Source organism: Ideonella paludis (assembly GCF_018069865.1).
GTDB classification, from domain to species: Bacteria; Pseudomonadota; Gammaproteobacteria; order Burkholderiales; family Burkholderiaceae_C; genus Ideonella; species Ideonella paludis.
On record NZ_JAGQDG010000009.1, the window covers coordinates 61,375 to 77,809 of the forward strand.

Consider the following 16,435-nt stretch of genomic DNA (forward strand, 5'->3'; position numbering starts at 1 on the left):
CACAAGGCCCCGTCGCCTGTGCTTTACAACTTTCTGGCGGCTGTGGCCCAGTCGCCCATTTGCGCCAGCACGCCGTCGACCCGCGCCGAGACATCGGCATCCATCTCGATCACCCGCCCCCACTCTCTGGAGGTTTCACCCGGCCACTTGTTTGTAGCGTCGAGACCCATCTTGCCGCCCAGGCCACTGACCGGCGATGCGAAATCGAGGTAGTCAATCGGCGTATGTTCCACCAAGGTGGTGTCGCGCACCGGGTCCATGCGGGTGGTGATGGCCCAAATCACGTCTTTCCAGTCGCGGATGTTGACATCCTCGTCCGTCACCACGATGAACTTGGTGTACATGAACTGGCGCAGGAAGCTCCACAGGCCAAACATCACGCGCTTGGCGTGTCCTGGGTAGGCTTTGCGGATGGAGATCACCGCCATGCGGTAGCTGCAGCCTTCGGGCGGCAGGTAGAAGTCCACGATCTCCGGAAACTGCTTTTGCAGAATCGGCACAAACACTTCATTCAAGGCCACGCCCAGCACAGCGGGCTCATCGGGCGGCTTGCCGGTGTAGGTGGAGTGATAGATCGGGTCGCGCCGATGGGTCAAGCGGTCGATGCGGAAGACGGGGAACCAGTCTTGCTCGTTGTAATAGCCGGTGTGGTCACCGTAGGGGCCTTCTAAGGCATGGAGGTAGCCATTCACAGACTTCAGCGGCACGCCATGCTCGCTCACCCCTTCCCAGCCCTCGGGCGCCGGTGGGATATGACCTTCTAACACCATCTCGGCGCGGGCCGGCACCTGCAGCTTCAGCTCCCCCTCGCCCACTTGGGTGTCGGCCAGCTCGGTGCGGCCCCCACGCAAGAGCCCGGCAAATTGGTACTCGCTGAGGCTGTCCGGCACCGGCGTGACAGCCCCCAAGGTGGTGGCAGGGTCTGCGCCCAGCGCGACCGCCATGGGAAAGGGCTGACCCGGGTTGGCACGGGCAAACTCGCGGAAGTCCAAGGCGCCGCCGCGGTGCGCCAGCCAGCGCATGATGACCTCGCGCGAGCCGATCACTTGTTGCCGATAGATGCCCAAGTTTTGGCGCCGACGCGGACGCGCCACCGACTGCGGGCCGCGCGTCACCACCAAGCCCCAGGTGATCAGCGGTGCGGCGTCGCCCGGCCAGCAATACTGAATCGGCCACCGGCTGAGGTCCACCGCCGAGCCTTCCAACACCACCTCCTGACAAGGCGCATGGCTGACTTTGGCCGGCTTCATGTCCCACACCGCTTTGGCCATGTCCCAGAGCTTGCCGGCTTCCTTGAGCGACTGCGGTGGCTCAGGCTCCTTGAGGGCCGCCAGCAAGCGGCCCACATCGCGCAGGTCGGACACCGACTCTGCCCCCATGCCCAGCGCCACGCGGCGGGGCGTGCCAAAGAGGTTGCCCAGCACCGGGCTGCTAAAGCCGGTCGGACGCTCAAACAGCAAGGCGGGGCCTTCGGCACGCAAGACCTTGTCGCACAGCGCCGTCATCTCCAGGTGCGGAGACACCGGCACGCTGACGCGCTGCAACTCATTGCCACGTTCCAATCCGCTGATGAAGTCTCTTAAATCACGGTATTTCATTGAATTGGGTAATAAGAGAACGATTCGTTATGCTTGACTGGTTATTTGGGCACTCTCTACAATGCGCCAACGCAAACCATTACGGGTTAACCCTGGCTCCTTCGTTTTGAGCCCTTTGGGGATAGCCCCTCCCGCCGCCGGGGCCCTGTCCACAAAGTGGTCAGAGACCCACAGGCAGACGATTATCGCCACTGCAGGCCACACCGCTGGGCAGCCATGCCCCGATGGCCCCGAGGTGCCCAGGGCACTTGCAGTGCGACACAAAGGAAGCTGATGCCCCAGGTTCAATGGATCAAGCGCATGGTGACGAGCAGCCAGAACGCCGTCACAGTATTTGCAAAAGACGTCGGCCACGGCCTGCTCGAAGTCAGCCACAACATGTTGGCCTTGGTCGGCCTTTTGGTGATTGCCATCGCCATGTTTGCCGCCGGGCGCGCCGACCTGCGCCTGAGCATGGAGCGTGAAGTCCTGGGCTGGCTGCAGGAGCGCCACGGCCGGCGTGCCGGCGTGGCGGTTGCCGACTACGTGGCAATGCCCGATGACCCCGAGCACCTCTCCTTGGCCCGCGCGCTGGCGGTTGACCCCGCCCAACTGACCCGTCAGCAAGCCGCCGTGACGACATGGCTGTCTCGCCGCTACCGCGTGGCCCCCGAGCCTGTGGCCCGCATCGTGCAAGAAGCCTGGCATGTGGGCCAAAAAGCTGGCGTCGAGCCGACTCTGATCTTGGCCATCACTGCCATTGAATCGAGCTTCAACCCCTTTGCCCAAAGCCCCGTGGGCGCGCAAGGTCTGATGCAGGTGATGACCCGCGTGCACAACGACAAGTACCAAGCCTTTGGGGGCAGATTGGCAGCTTTCGACCCCGTGACCAACCTGCGCGTGGGTGTGCAGGTGTTGCGGGAGTGCATTGCGCGTGCGGGTGGCCTCGAAGCCGGTCTGCGCTATTACGTTGGCGCAGCCAATTTGGACGATGACGGCGGCTATGCCGCCAAGGTTCTGGGCGAGCAGCAGTATCTGGAGCGCGTCGCGGCCGGCCAAAGTGTGCCTGTCACCGCACCCATGATCATCGTCGCCTCTGGCGCCGCAGCGGCGTCGGCCCCTGCGGCTGTGCCGGTGTCTCTGCCCACAGCCGCACCATCTGCCTCCTCGTCCCAGGAGACGCCGGGTTCCAGCCACAGCGCACCGAAAGCCAATGAGGCCTCCGAGACGCCCACGCGCGAGCAAATCGCTCTGGCCGACGTCGCTCGCTGAACCCTGCGGCATCGCCGCCACGTCGCAGCCCTTTACGGCGTTCTGGGCTGGGCTGCCCTGCTGAGGGGCGTTACACTTCACCCACTGCGCGACTGGCGATAAGTCAGTGCCGTTGGCGGCTTTGGCCCGCCGCGGCCTGCCGAGGTGGATCACCACTGGGAAGCGCAGGGCCAGTGCTGTAAAGCCTGGCTTCAGACAGCCGTTCGCCTGGGCACCCCACCCTTTGTGCTTCCTTGTGAGGCCGCTGCGGCTGGGTTCATTCGCCCTGACTTGAAGGAAACCTCCATGTTCGACCGCACCCAATCGACCCTGTCCAACGTCGATCCCGAACTGTTCGCTGCCATCCAAGCTGAAAACCAGCGCCAGGAAGAGCACATTGAGCTGATCGCCTCCGAGAACTACACCTCGCCGGCCGTGATGGCCGCGCAGGGCTCGCAGCTGACCAACAAGTACGCCGAAGGCTACCCCGGCAAGCGCTACTACGGCGGCTGCGAAAACGTCGACGTCGTGGAGCAACTGGCCATCGACCGCGTCAAGCAGTTGTTTGGCGCCAACTTCGCCAATGTGCAACCCAACTCAGGCTCTCAAGCTAACCAGGCCGTGTTCTTCGGCCTGCTGCAGCCGGGTGACACGGTTCTGGGCATGAGCCTGGCTGAAGGCGGCCACTTGACCCACGGCATGCCGCTGAACATGTCGGGCAAGTGGTTCAAGGTGGTGAGCTATGGCTTGGATGCCAATGAAGCCATCGACTACGAGGCCATGGAAGCCAAGGCCCGTGAGCACAAGCCCAAGCTGATCATCGCGGGCGCATCGGCCTACGCCTTGCGCATTGATTTCGAGCGCTTCGCCAAGATCGCCAAGGAAATCGGCGCCTATTTCATGGTGGACATGGCCCACTATGCGGGCTTGATTGCTGCCGGTGTCTACCCCAACCCGGTGCCTCACGCGGATGTGGTGACCTCCACCACGCACAAGAGCCTGCGCGGCCCGCGCGGCGGCATCATCCTCATGAATAACGAGGACATCGCCAAGAAGATCAACAGCGCCATCTTCCCGGGCATCCAAGGCGGCCCCCTTATGCACGTGATCGGTGGCAAGGCGGTGGCCTTCAAAGAAGCGCTGACGCCGGAGTTCAAGGCCTACCAAGAGCAGGTCGTGAAGAACGCTAAGGTCTTGGCGGAAACCTTGATCGAGCGCGGCCTGCGCATTGTCTCGGGCCGCACCGAGAGCCATGTGATGCTGGTCGACCTGCGCCCCAAGAACTTGACTGGCAAGGAAGCTGAGGCCATCTTGGGCGCAGCCCACATGACCTGCAACAAGAACGGCATCCCCAACGACCCGCAAAAGCCGATGGTCACCAGCGGCATCCGTTTGGGCACGCCGGCCCTGACCACCCGTGGCTTTAAGGAAGAGCAGGTCCGTGCCACGGCTCACCTGATCGCCGACGTGTTGGACAACCCGCATGACGCGGCCAATATCGCGGCCGTGCGTGAGAAGGTCTCTGCCCTGACCCGTCAGTTCCCGGTCTACCGCTAAGCCCGCCCTAGCCGCCCCGTCGCATCATGCGTTGCCCTTTCTGTGCCCACGATGAAACCCAAGTGGTGGAGACCCGTGAGTCGGACGAAGGCGATGTGATCCGGCGGCGGCGGCGCTGCACCAAGTGCGATAAGCGCTTCACCACCTATGAGCGGGCGGAGATCGCCCTGCCCGCCATCGTTAAACGCAGTGGCGCCCGGGTGGAGTTTGACCCAGCCAAACTGCGAGCCTCGATGACCTTGGCGCTGCGCAAACGCCAGGTCAGCATCGAGCAGGTGGATGCGGCCATCGAGCGCATCCAAGACAAGCTGCTGGCCAGTGGTGTGCGTGAAGTGCCCTCCACCCGCATTGGTGAGTTGGTGATGCGGGAGCTCAAGCGCCTCGACAAGGTGGCTTATGTGCGCTTTGCGTCGGTGTACCGGAGCTTTGAAGACGTCGACGAGTTCAGTCGCCTGATCAAAGAAATCTGACGCGCGCTCGGGGCGCCCGCCTGCGTCAGCGCCAGCAATCGGCCGCCGCTTTGCTGCCGGAAGCGCCCTTGACACCCTTGTGGTCCAAGCTGAGCGCTCCGCAAGCGGCATCTACATGCCGCGGTGTGGCCATCAACTTGAACGCATACTCGTCGGCAGTCGTAGTCTCGTTGTCCAAGCTGATGCTGTAGTGCTGGTGCGAGGCAGCCGCGCCTTTAGGTGCAGCTTGATAGTCTGGCGGCAGCTCCGCATGCTTGAAGGTGTTTTTGGCCGCGTAGTAGCGCTGCATGTACTGCGCGGCGTCCATCAGCACCGTGTGTGCGTCGCTGCGACGGCTGCGCAGAACGTACTCGGTGTACGTCGGGTAGGCCAAGGTCGCCAAGATGCCGATGATGGCCAGAACAATCATCAACTCCACCAAGGTAAAGCCACGTTGGCGCACCGCCAAGGCCTGCCTCACTGCGGCTGAGGCGGTGAGATGATCTGCTTCCATACACGGTCTGAGATTTTGCAGTTCAGGTTTGCGCAATAGGTGCGCCAATACATCGCACCGGTGGATGAACTCGCAAGGCCACCTGCCTCGCCCGGCGCGCCCCTGCCAATGATGCGCGTCACGAACTGCGCCCCCTCCGCGGCGGATTCATAGCCTGCAGCCCACGGGCTCTTGTCTTCAGATGCACCATCTGGCGCATGACTGAGACGGTCTCGTTGATCGACCAGGCCGTCCCCATTGATATCCAATACGGGTCGCTCGTAGACCTCGCCGGAGATCGCCAGGAACACGAAGTGATGACTTTGGCCCGCCGAGCTTTCGCATGGTGCAGGGTCTGCGCCGGGCAGCACAGTTTGGAAGAACGCAAACTCATCTACCACGTCAGCCGAATGGATCACTCGCTGCCCACCCGCTGTGGGCTCACCCGCCCGCCCCCCCGGCAGGGTCAAGTCCATGTACCAGCCGCGCTGAGTGTCCCAGTTCACCTTGTAAGACGATGTCTGAAAGAAGCGGCGCTGGCTGCCATCGGCCTGTGTCACTTGGACCGGCGTGGTGGTGATGAGCTGCTGCAAGAGGTCAGAGCGCTGATTGCTCAAGCTGGCCCACGGCGCCTGGGTGCCCGAGGAGACACCTGCACTGCGGTCCCACACCCCATACAAGGACTGCATATCGGTGTTGTGTCGGTCCGGGTCGTCCAGCAGCTTGCCGGTTCCAAACACAATCACCTGCCCACCCAAATAGTGAGGCGCCACACTGGGCTTGACCGTGATGGGTTGGGGGCGGCCCGCAGCGCTCTTGGCCTGAAAGAGCGGCACACCGCCGAAGCCAATGCGCCACGCTGCCGGGTCAGCCTTGTCGTCAAAGTCGATACGCCAGACCTGTCCAGTCAGGTCAACACCATAGAGCGCGAGCAACTCGCGCCCAGCGTTGCGCAGCACGCGCACGCCGGTGAGGCCGTTGCCGCCCGAAGGATCCAACACCCGCTTGTGCAGGCGCCGCGACTCTAAGTCCACCGCAAACAGCACAGCATGACCTGCCGGGCTGTGGCTGCCGTTACCAAAGAAGGCATACCACTTGCCTTGGATGCGTCCCACCTCTGGCGCGGTATGGATGTATCCCAGATCAGGGTCATCCTCCTCAGAGAAATCCCACAGCACCGCGTTTGTGGCCGTTGCAGGCACAGACAGCTCGGCGGGATGGGTGACATCCAAGGCATAGACCCCTCTGCCGCCAGACCCCAAGGTGCCGATCAAGACATTGCGCCAACGGCCTGCGAATTGGGCATCACTCTCCAGCATCGCACCATCTACAAAGTACTGGTGAGGTTGAATCGCCGTGCCGTAGTGTGGATCCGCCAGCACCGCTGCTTTGCGCTGCACGCCTTTGGGCATGTAGGCCAGGCGCTCCACGCCGGTCGCGGCGTCAAAGCCATGCAGAAAGCCGCCGCCTCCCCCCAGATACACCATGCCGTCGCGGGCGGACTTTTGCACCAGATGCTGGGCGTAGCCCTCCCAGGTGTAGCCCAGGTTGACCAGGTTCTTCACATAAACGGGCGGCGCATTGACAAAGTCAGGGAACTGGGCGCCCTCCCGGGGGCGCAGCTTATCGCTCGTCACCCCTTCTTCTCGCGTATCACCGCGCAGGTAGTCAATGATGGCCTCCGCTCGTTCTGAACCCGCAATGCGCGCCTTCAGTGCGGTAGGCATGCTGGCGTCAAACCGCACTGCAGCCGAGCTGCCAGGGTCCCAGGTCAGCATCGTACGGGCCTCCCAGGCGGGGCGAACCTCAGAGGCCTTCCAGGTGTACTGGTCGCCGGACCTGAAGACCCAGCCTCCCATGCCATCTGAGGCCATGGCATAGGCGGTCAAGTCCCCGCTCCAAACGCTGCTCTGGTAGCTCGGCACAAACTTCAGCAAGCCAGACTGGGCCACTGCGCCAGACCCCGCGATCCCAGCGTCAACCCGCGCTGAAGCGCTGGCGCGGCCAATGGCCTGCTTCAAGGCCGAGGTCAACTCATGGGAGTTACTGGCTCGGAAGAACTCGCCGCCCGTGTTGACTGCCGCATGAAAAAGATCGTCAATCTTTTCGGCCAAGATGGTGTCACCACCCGACCCAGGATTAGGCCATGACAGGCTGCCACTGCGCAGTCGCGCCAAAGTGTCTTGGCGCTCCGCCGCTGTGTTGGCAGGCAGTTGCCCCGAGACGCCCAAACCGACCGTGAACTGACCCAGGTGCTGCCAGGAATGCGGATCGGCCAAGTCGCCAGTCAGCGGTGCGACCTTGTTCGGCACCGTGGTGGCCAGGTCGCGCACATAGAAGTAAGAGGCGTAATCGGCCAAGGTGTTGCTGAAGCCATCGCTGAAGGGTGGCCGCGCCACATAGCGATCCACCAGCTTGGGATGGCGCGCTTGCATGTCGGGCTCTAAGGCTTGCGCGGGACCATCGTTGCCATCGACATTTCCCACGTTGATGGCCACATCACCGTTGTCATAGCCATCCGTCATCAAGATGTTGTAGGAGCGCCGGCACGACAAGGCCTCACTGTAGGCCGAGGGATGGGCAGCCGAAGGGTCGGTGCGCCAAGGGCTGCCGGTGCTGCGCGCGCCAATGGCTGCGCCGTTGTCCTCAGCAAAGGTGAAGTAGCTTCCGACACGCAGCATGGCCAGCTTCAGGGGCGAGCCCGAAGCCGCCTGCAGGCTTTGGATATCGGTCAGCACGGCAGCGCGATGGGCGTCGGAAAACTCTCTTACCCCCTTGCGCACCACCGTGGTGGCAAGTCCATCCACGGGCTGGGGACCCGAGTTGACGGAGGCGGTCCCAAAGCGCGGCGCCGTCGCCGGGGTGGCGCCGCCGACCACCTCCGAGACGGACGCCTTGGTCAGCAACAGGCGTGAGCGATAGAACTGGAACCAATTGGCGAAGTTCTGCCGCTCTTCGGCCTGGGTGCATTGCCTCGCTGCGCAGTCCGTGCGCGCAGCATTTTTGAGCGCAGGTGAATGGGCGTTCAGGTCATTGATGTCGTATTCCTCGTAGCTCGTGGCGAGATGCGGATTGGCACCGGGCCTCAGCACGTAATAGAGACCCGGATACCAATCTCGCTGAGCAAACTCACAGACGTTGAAAGCCACGCACCAATGCCGTGACGGGGCGTTGCCGCCCCAGTATGAGCCAGTGAGATTGAACGTTAAATCCACCGTGTTGGTGGGAAAGGTCAGCACGGGGTCCCAGCGTGCGGCTGTCGGCAAGGCGTTGGCAAATCGAGTGCCATTGGGCTGCAGCCAGGGCTGATAGCGCACCGCTGGGTCGTAGTACAGGCGGTTGACGGCCGCGGCGCGCATCTGGCGCTGAAAAACATTGGGATCCCCCTTGAGCGCTGGGACCACCGCATAGCCCGCAACGCCGCTGCCCAGATAGGCTTGATGTGTAGGGTCAGAGAGGTGAAGGTCCATGAAGTACTGCCAAGCAGGGCTGGTGTACTGGGACGGGAAGGTCACGGTGTACCCGTTCACTGTGGTGACGCCTTCAGGGATGTAGTTGACCTGCATGGAGCCCGAGTCATCCACGGTGATCATGATGTTCGGTGCTGGCGCAGGGGCAACCCGGTGGAGCAAAGGACTTTGCGCGGGGCCCCCTTCTGCCAGTGCGGCTTCTCTGAGCGCCAAGGCCCCCAGAACCGCGAGGACCACGGCGTGCGACATCATGAGCGACACCCTGCACATGCTCTCTCCCTGAGGTCAGAGGGCGCTCGATGAGCCCAAAGCCACTGTGGACTGCAACCAGACCACGGAGCCCGTTTTGGTGCGGCCAGCGCTGTCAGCGCTGAAATCCGGGCTGAAGCCTCGCGCGGTGACGTAGTAGCTTTGCCCACCTGGGATGCCGGTGGCCTCCACCAAGCACTGAGGCCGAGCCCTGGGCGTGATGCTGCTGGATGGAGTGCCAAAGGCCTGATCGGGCACCACCACAGCCTTGGCATCCTCGCCCACCCAATTTGCAAAGTCCGCCCAGAGGTACTGAGGCGGCTCCATCGTTGGCGCAGGGTGCAGGACGATGGCGCGCACCGACTCTGGAAGCTCGATTTGCGCCTCACAGTACCGAAGTCCGAGGTGAGCCGCCTGCAAGGCAAAGTTCTGCACCCGAGCGCTATGAGCCAGCATGTCGGCATTCAAGCCCCCACGCATGATGGCCATAGAGGTGAAGCCAATGACGACCAGCATCACCAAAGCGACGATCAGGGCCACGCCCCGCTGTGTCGATCTGCACACGCGCATCACCCGCTCCTCCTCACAAGACTCTGTTCTGCAACACCACCGTGCTGTGGAAGGTGCGAAACATGCGTCGATCTCCGTCCGCAGGGATGGTGGGCTTTGCAAAGGGGTCACAGCCCTGGTAGGGCGTGACTGCATCCATCACCGGGCCGCTGCTGGAGACGACCACACAGAGCCTGACGGAAACCACATCGTCATAGCTCGCACCGGCCGCCACCAACTGCTGGGCATTGAGATAGCGGCGCGCCTCCCGGCCACCGGGCTCCGCCAAGCCGTAGAGCACTTGGAGGCGTTGAATGTTTTCGACCAGCGCTTGGCCGCCCGTGGCACCGGCCGAGGAGCCGCGGCAATACAGGGCCGGGCCACCGCTGCCGGAGGAGGCAATGTAGAAGCGGCTATAGGAGAGGAAGTAGCGGCCGGACGAAGGGTCGTTCACCTCTGCCAAGCCGTTGCCAATGCAATCCAGCGGCGCTTTGGGCGATCCGCCCATGATGCTATTGCCCTCATCAGCCTCGAAAGCCACGGCAATGGCGTGCTGGCTGCCTGAGCCGCAACTCAACGCGCCTATGTCTTTGGAGAGATCCGCAAAGCCTGAGTTACACCCGAACAAGCTGCGCCCTGAGTAGGCAGGGATGATCTTGCCGCCGCTGAAGGCCATCGGTCGGCTGTAGCCCGCCTGTGCAATGTGGGAGCGCAAGATGCTCAAGGCGACCACCGCATCTTCATTGATCTGCGCCATGGCTGCGCTGTGTTTGTTGGCAGTGCCTGAGGCGAGGTAGGCCGCCAACACCGCGCCCACCACGACCATGCCGATCACCATGGCGATCATCAGCTCAATGAGTGACAGCCCACGCGCAGGTGCCAGGGCCATCCATGAGCGCGAGCAGGTTGCACTCATCGGGCCACCCTGAAGTACAGGCACATGGGACGGGGCGTGGCCGAGAACTTCGGCGGACAGGACTTGGCCAACTCCGCCTCAGACAAAACGCTGGCTTGATCCGCATCCAGGGCTGCGGGATCCCGCCATATGACCCACAGGTCGGCACCGTCTGACTCAGGGTCGTAGCTCAGGTAGCCCGTCCCCGCGGGCAGGCTGTTGAATAAAGTGGCCTGCCAATGCGCCAGATCCAGCACCGCGATCTGCAACGCTTCACAGGGAGAGATGCACAGGTTGGCGGGCGCTTCGGGACGGCTGCTGGCCAAAGCCGTCGGCTTGAGCTGGTAGGCGCCAGCATCGGCGGCTGACGCATTGGCGCGCAGGCGTTCGGCCAAATCGGCGGCAAGCAATGACGCCACTGAGCGAAATTCGCTGGTCTTGCCTAGGCGGGTGGCCGTGCTCATCAGGCTCGCCAAAGCCAAAATGCCCACTGAGACCACCAGAGTGGCCACCAGCACCTCAATGAGGGACATTCCCCTCAACGGACGTGGCTGGGGGCATGCTGCGTGCAGTCGCAAGAAGCGCATCTCAGACCGCCCTCCCAGCCCGGCACAAGCTCATCAATGGCATGAGCAGCATCCTTGGCGTTCAACAGGCGGGGCCTGCCACCAAGCGCGGCCGACCGGGCTTGTTGACGCACACCAGGACTTGCAGAGGATGGCTGACGCCCTCGATAGGCGTGCCGGGCGGCAAGACCGTGAAACGCGCAGAGGCACTGGAAGACACGCCGATGGCGAGGTAAGTCATGGCCTCAATCGTGGAGGTCACACGCCCCAGTTGCGGCGAGCCTTGGCGAACCAAGAGCACCGGTTCGCCCGCCTCCAGAGTCCCGCGCTGTGCGTGATCCACAAAGACCACCCAACCAGCGCTCCAATCTTTGGCATCCTCGGCACACACAGGACGCTCTGCAGAGGCGCCGGCGAACAAGGGACAGACCGTCACCTCTGCATCGCGACGCATGGCCTGGGCTCGCGCCAGCCGTAAATCACTGCGCAAGGCCTCTGCTTGGACCAGCACCGCCCTCTCATCGATCGATTGACGCAAGAAGGGCAGCGACTGAAGCATCAAAATGGTTGCCACCGCCACGCCGATCAGCAACTCAATGAGGGAGACCCCGTGGCAGCTTCCATGAGAGGGGCGGAGAGGACAGATCGTTCGCATGGCAGAGTCCTGGTCAGGAGTGCATGAGTGGGTACTGCGAACTGCGCGGGCAGTGTCCGGCAGACGGTGCTTCAGGACATCCCCCTCGCGGGGGCTTGCGCCTCCCCCCAAAGGAGCCAAGGGTCTACACTGAGTCTTGTCTCGATCAAAGCCCCACCCCCATGACCGATTTGGATACCCTGCACTTGCGCTCAGCTCTCGCGCTGGCTGAGCAGGCCGTGGGTCTGAGCGACCCCAACCCCCGTGTCGGTTGTGTGTTAACGAATGCCGCTGGCACAGCGGTCCTGGGCCAAGGTCATACCCAAGCCGCAGGGCAAGCGCATGCCGAGGTCATGGCTTTGCGCGATGCGGCACAGCGAGGCAGCGACTTACGTGGCGCGACGGCCTATGTCACTCTGGAACCCTGCGCGCACCACGGGCGCACGCCGCCCTGCTGCGACGCGCTGGTGGCCGCCGGACTGGCGCGGGTGGTGGTGGCCCTGGGAGACCCCAATCCCGCGGTCAATGGCCAAGGCGTGGCTCGCCTGCAAGCCGCCGGCATGCAGGTGCAATGGGCGTCCGAGGACATTGCGCAGGCCGCCCGCGAGCTGAACATCGGTTTCATAAGCCGCATGGAACGCGGCCGCCCTTGGGTGCGGGCTAAGGTGGCCTGCTCCTTGGATGGCCGCACTGCCCTGGCAGGGGGCCAGAGCCAGTGGATCACCGGGCCCGAGGCCCGCGCAGATGGGCACGCCTGGCGCAAGCGGGCTGGCGCAGTGCTGAGCGGTGTCGGCACCGTGCTGGCCGATGACCCGCGCCTGGATGTGCGCTTGGTGGCCACCCACCTTCAGCCGCAGCGCGTGATCGTCGATGCCCGGCTGGACACCCCGCCCAGCGCGAATTTATTCAGCAGCGGAGCTGCACCACTGATGGTGGCGGCACAGCCGCACCCTGAGCGTGTGGCCGCGCTTCAGGCGTGCGGCGCGGAGGTGCTGTGCCTACCCGACCGCCAAGGTCGAGTCGATCTCGCGGCCCTGTTGGCAGAGTTGGCGCAAAGAGGCATCAATGAACTGCATGTGGAAGCGGGTGCGGGACTGAACGGCGGATTGGCTCAGGCCCAACTGGTCGACGAGTGGTTGATCTACATGGCGGCCATGTTGATGGGCCCCGGACGAGCCCTGGCGGAGCTACCCGCCCTGGGCGATTTGGGGCAGGCCCAACGCTGGCGCTTTCATGAGATCACGCCGGTCGGCCCAGACCTTCGCCTGCGCCTACGCGGGCTTTGAGTGGCGCCCCTCGGCCACGGCAAGCCCGCCGCCTACAATGCACACATGCCGATTTCACCCATTCCAGAGCTGGTCGCCGAGCTGGCGGCTGGCCGCATGGTCATTTTGGTGGACGAAGAAGATCGCGAGAACGAAGGCGATCTGGTTTTGGCCGCCGAGCATGTGACCCCCGAAGCCATCAACTTCATGGCCAAATTTGGCCGTGGGCTGATTTGCCTGACCCTGACCAAAGAGCGTTGCGAGCGCCTGCGGCTGCCGCCCATGGCCAGCCGCAATGGGACCGTCCACGGCACCGCGTTCACGGTCTCTATTGAAGCGCGTGAAGGCGTGACCACCGGCATCTCGGCTGCAGACCGTGCTCGCACCGTGCAAGCTGCTGTGGCCAAAGACGCCACAGCGAACGACTTGGTTCAGCCTGGCCATATCTTTCCGCTGCAAGCCCAAGATGGTGGCGTGCTGATGCGCGCCGGGCACACAGAAGCCGGCTGCGACCTGTCTGCGATGGCGGGCCTGACGCCCTCGGCCGTGATCTGCGAGATCATGAACGATGACGGCAGCATGGCCCGTCTGCCCGACTTGGAAATCTTTGCTCGCGAGCATGGCTTGAAGATCGGCACGATTGCCGACCTCATCACCTACCGCAGCCGCAATGAAAGTCTGGTCACGCGCCTGGGTCAGCGCCCGCTGCAGACCGCGCAGGGCCTCTTTGAAGCCCATGTCTTCAAGGACCGCTCGGGGGGCGTTCACATGGCCCTGACCAAGGGGCAATGGAGCCCTGCCGACGAAGTGCTGGTACGCGTGCACGAGCCGCTGTCGGTGATGGACCTGCTCGATGCCAGCAGCGCTAACAGCCACTCTTGGGCCTTGCCCAAGGCATTGGCTGCCCTGCAGGCCGCCCCCCACAGCGTGGCGGTGCTGCTCAACTGCGGCCAAGAAGCGGCCGATGCCTTGGTCGGCAGCCTGCTGCCCGGCAGCCAAGCCGCCACCGCTCGCGGCAGCATGGACCTGCGCACTTACGGCGTGGGTGCGCAAATCCTGCGTGAGTTGGGCGTGGCCAAGATGAAGCTGCTGGGCAGCCCAAGACGCATGCCCAGCATGACGGGCTACGGGCTGGAAGTGACCGGCTTTGTGGCTGCTGACTGATCTCTCCCGCACACAACCACAGGAAGGACCCCTCCATGCTCGGTGCAGACAAAGGCCAAAGCGCATCGCTCGACGGCGAAGACCTGGCCATTGGCATTGTTCGCGCTCGCTTCAACGACGCGATCACAAGCAAATTGGCGCAAGCCTGCGTGGCAGAGTTGGCCGCCCTTGGGGTGGCCGAGAAGCACATCACCCTGGTGACCGTCCCCGGCGCCTTGGAAGTGCCAGTGGCGCTCAAGGCGATGGCCGACACGGAAGACTATGACGCCCTGATTGCCCTGGGCTGCATCATCCGCGGTGAGACCTACCACTTTGAATTGGTGGCCAATGAAAGCGGCGCGGGAGTGACCCGCGTCTCACTGGACCACCAGATCCCGATTGCCAACGCGATATTGACCGTTGAAAACGAAGCCCAGGCCTGGGCCCGTACCGAAGAAAAGGGGCGCGATGCTGCCCGCGTGGCCGTTGAAATGGCCAACTTGATGGACGATTTGTTGTGACTTCAGATGTGAACCCCGGCGCCAAGACCGCCTCCCCCGCAAGCCCCAAGCGCGCTGCCCCCAAGTCGGCTCGCCGTCGCTCGCGCGAGATTGCGCTCCAAGGCCTGTACCAGTGGTTGATCTCTGGGGAGGATGCGGGGGTCATCGACGCCCATATGCAGGACCAAGAAGGGTTTGGCGCCTGCGACAAGGCGCACTTCGACGCGCTGCTTCACGGCTGCATTCACGAAGCCGCAGACCTTGACGGCGTGCTGGCCGCCCATGTGGACCGTGCGACCCAAGAGTTGTCACCCGTTGAGCATGCCGTGCTGATGATCGGGGCTTATGAGCTGAAACATTGCATGGACGTACCCTACAAAGTCGCCATCAATGAAGCCGTGGAGTTGGCCAAGAGTTTTGGCGGCACCGACGGCCACAAGTATGTGAACGGCGTGCTGGACAAGGCTGCCGCCGACCTGCGCCCCGCTGAGGTCGCCGCGCTGCGCAAGCGCGCCCGCTGAGTTTTGCCTGGCCTGGCGGGCTGCCAGGCCCTTCACTGCCCTGGTGCCCCCATGAAGATTGCCGCACGCCTGGATCACATCGATCCCTTCTATGTGATGGAGTGCGCCAAAGCGGCGGCCGACATCGCCCGCAGCCCCGTCTGCGACCCCGCCCAGGGCGGGCGGCGCATGATTTACCTCAACATCGGCGAGCCGGATTTCACCGCCCCGCCCGCTGTGCAAGCCGCTGCGCATGCAGCCATTGACGCTGGCCGCACGCAATACACCGACGCCGTGGGTTTGCTCGCTCTGCGGCGCAAAATCTCGGGCTGGTATGCCAGCCGCTTTGGGGTTGAAGTCGCGCCAGAGCGCATCATCATCACCGCAGGCGCATCCGCCGCGCTGCAACTGGCCTGCTTGGCCTTGTTTGAGCCCGGTGACGAGGTGCTGATGCCCGACCCGTCCTACCCCTGCAACCGTCACTTTGTGGCGGCCGCAGGCGCCAAAGCCGTGGGCTTGGCCGCCGGCCCCAGGGCCCGGTTTCAATTGGACGAGCACAGTGTCACGCAGGCCTGGACGCCGCAAACGCGGGGCGTGGTGCTGGCCTCACCGTCGAACCCGACAGGCACCTCCATCGCGCCCGAGACGCTGAGCGCCATCGTCAGCCAGGTGCGCGCGCGCGGGGGCGTGACCTTGGTGGACGAGATCTACCTGGGCCTGTCTTACGACGAACAATTCGCCCACACCGCCTTGGCCTTGGGCGACGATGTCATCTCGGTCAACAGCTTTTCCAAGTACTTCAGCATGACCGGCTGGCGCTTGGGCTGGTTGGTGGTGCCGCCCGCCTTGGTGGCTCCCATCGAGAAGCTCCAACAAAACCTGTTCATCTGCGCCTCGACAGTGGCTCAGCAAGCCGCCTTGGCCTGTTTTGAGCCGGAGAGCCTGGCCGAGTATGAGCGCCGCCGCCGTGCCTTCCGGGAGCGGCGGGACTTCATCGTCCCGGCCCTCAACGCCCTGGGGCTGACCGTGCCGGTGATGCCCGATGGCGCGTTTTACGCCTGGGCGGATTGCAGCGCGTTTGGCAACAGCTGGGACCTCAGCTTTGAGTTGATGCGGACGGCCCAAGTCGCCCTGACACCGGGGCGAGACTTCGGCCCCCATGCCGCTGCGCAGTACCTGAGGCTGTCATTTGCCAGCAGCATGGCCGATCTGCGGGAGGCCGTGGAGCGCCTCGACGTCGCGCTGAAATGTCGCTGATCAGCCGCTCATTCGCAGAATTTGGTCACTCTTAGCGCACTCTGATACATCGGCGAGGAAAGATTTCTCGCCGCCAGCGC

At 63.6% G+C, this 16,435-nt stretch carries 15 protein-coding genes and 1 riboswitch; of the genes, 8 read left to right on the forward strand and 7 right to left on the reverse strand.

What is annotated here, in order from left to right; translation table 11 throughout:
- Positions 1-23 precede the first annotated feature (23 nt).
- Positions 24-1,598 carry a UbiD family decarboxylase gene (locus KAK11_RS20010; RefSeq protein ID WP_210811247.1) on the reverse strand — a complete coding sequence of 525 codons (1,575 nt, stop codon included), beginning with the start codon at positions 1,596-1,598 and terminating at the stop codon, positions 24-26.
- Between the two features lie 273 nt (positions 1,599-1,871).
- Here KAK11_RS20010 and KAK11_RS20015 point away from each other — a divergent pair, with 273 nt between their 5' ends.
- The 3 genes from KAK11_RS20015 (at position 1,872) to nrdR (ending at position 4,855) form a co-directional block, all read left to right on the forward strand.
- Positions 1,872-2,849, forward strand: a complete 978-nt coding sequence (locus tag KAK11_RS20015) for a lytic transglycosylase domain-containing protein (RefSeq protein ID WP_246499179.1) — start codon at positions 1,872-1,874, stop codon at positions 2,847-2,849.
- 78 nt (positions 2,850-2,927) lie between these two features.
- A riboswitch (ZMP/ZTP riboswitch) is annotated at positions 2,928-3,069 on the forward strand.
- Positions 3,070-3,134: 65 nt separating this feature from the next.
- Positions 3,135-4,385, forward strand: a complete 1,251-nt coding sequence (gene glyA / locus KAK11_RS20020; RefSeq protein ID WP_210811248.1) for a serine hydroxymethyltransferase — start codon at positions 3,135-3,137, stop codon at positions 4,383-4,385.
- Between the two features lie 26 nt (positions 4,386-4,411).
- Complete coding sequence (gene nrdR, locus KAK11_RS20025; RefSeq protein ID WP_210811250.1) at positions 4,412-4,855, forward strand: transcriptional regulator NrdR; 444 nt, start codon at positions 4,412-4,414, stop codon at positions 4,853-4,855.
- Between the two features lie 25 nt (positions 4,856-4,880).
- Here the strand turns inward: nrdR and KAK11_RS21960 are convergent, their stop codons facing one another.
- The 6 genes from KAK11_RS21960 to KAK11_RS20055 all read right to left on the reverse strand — a co-directional run bounded on the left by KAK11_RS21960 (position 4,881) and on the right by KAK11_RS20055 (position 11,567).
- On the reverse strand, positions 4,881-5,348 hold the full coding sequence (locus tag KAK11_RS21960; protein WP_210811251.1) for a type IV pilin protein: 468 nt from the start codon (positions 5,346-5,348) through the stop codon (positions 4,881-4,883).
- Complete coding sequence (locus KAK11_RS20035) at positions 5,312-8,920, reverse strand: pilus assembly protein (RefSeq protein WP_210811252.1); 3,609 nt, start codon at positions 8,918-8,920, stop codon at positions 5,312-5,314. The genes KAK11_RS21960 and KAK11_RS20035 overlap by 37 nt, the downstream gene beginning before the upstream one ends.
- Positions 8,921-9,082: 162 nt before the next feature.
- Entirely contained in the window at positions 9,083-9,616 is a 534-nt protein-coding gene (locus KAK11_RS20040) for a pilus assembly PilX family protein (RefSeq protein WP_210811254.1), read from the reverse strand.
- Between the two features lie 13 nt (positions 9,617-9,629).
- Positions 9,630-10,511, reverse strand: coding sequence for a PilW family protein (locus KAK11_RS20045; RefSeq protein WP_210811467.1), 882 nt, complete (start codon positions 10,509-10,511; stop codon positions 9,630-9,632).
- Entirely contained in the window at positions 10,508-11,023 is a 516-nt protein-coding gene (gene pilV / locus KAK11_RS20050) for a type IV pilus modification protein PilV (protein WP_210811255.1), read from the reverse strand. The genes KAK11_RS20045 and pilV overlap by 4 nt, the downstream gene beginning before the upstream one ends.
- Before the next feature lie 115 nt (positions 11,024-11,138).
- Positions 11,139-11,567 (reverse strand): GspH/FimT family protein, encoded by a 429-nt coding sequence (locus KAK11_RS20055; protein WP_210811256.1) that lies wholly within the window; start codon positions 11,565-11,567, stop codon positions 11,139-11,141.
- A gap of 305 nt (positions 11,568-11,872) precedes the next feature.
- Between KAK11_RS20055 and ribD the strand changes: the two genes are divergently transcribed.
- From ribD to KAK11_RS20080, 5 genes are read left to right on the forward strand one after another with little or no spacing between them, the layout of a single operon-like run.
- A complete protein-coding gene (gene ribD / locus KAK11_RS20060) occupies positions 11,873-12,976 on the forward strand; it encodes a bifunctional diaminohydroxyphosphoribosylaminopyrimidine deaminase/5-amino-6-(5-phosphoribosylamino)uracil reductase RibD (protein WP_210811257.1) in 1,104 nt (367 codons plus the stop codon).
- A gap of 45 nt (positions 12,977-13,021) precedes the next feature.
- Entirely contained in the window at positions 13,022-14,119 is a 1,098-nt protein-coding gene (ribBA, locus tag KAK11_RS20065; protein ID WP_210811259.1) for a bifunctional 3,4-dihydroxy-2-butanone-4-phosphate synthase/GTP cyclohydrolase II, read from the forward strand.
- A 35-nt stretch (positions 14,120-14,154) separates the two neighbouring features.
- Entirely contained in the window at positions 14,155-14,619 is a 465-nt protein-coding gene (ribH, locus tag KAK11_RS20070) for a 6,7-dimethyl-8-ribityllumazine synthase (protein ID WP_210811261.1), read from the forward strand.
- Positions 14,616-15,119: a transcription antitermination factor NusB gene (nusB, locus tag KAK11_RS20075; RefSeq protein WP_310737842.1), complete on the forward strand. Its 504-nt coding sequence runs from the start codon at positions 14,616-14,618 to the stop codon at positions 15,117-15,119. The genes ribH and nusB overlap by 4 nt, the downstream gene beginning before the upstream one ends.
- A 51-nt stretch (positions 15,120-15,170) precedes the next feature.
- Positions 15,171-16,355: a pyridoxal phosphate-dependent aminotransferase gene (locus KAK11_RS20080; protein ID WP_210811262.1), complete on the forward strand. Its 1,185-nt coding sequence runs from the start codon at positions 15,171-15,173 to the stop codon at positions 16,353-16,355.
- The last annotated feature ends 80 nt before the right edge of the window (positions 16,356-16,435 follow it).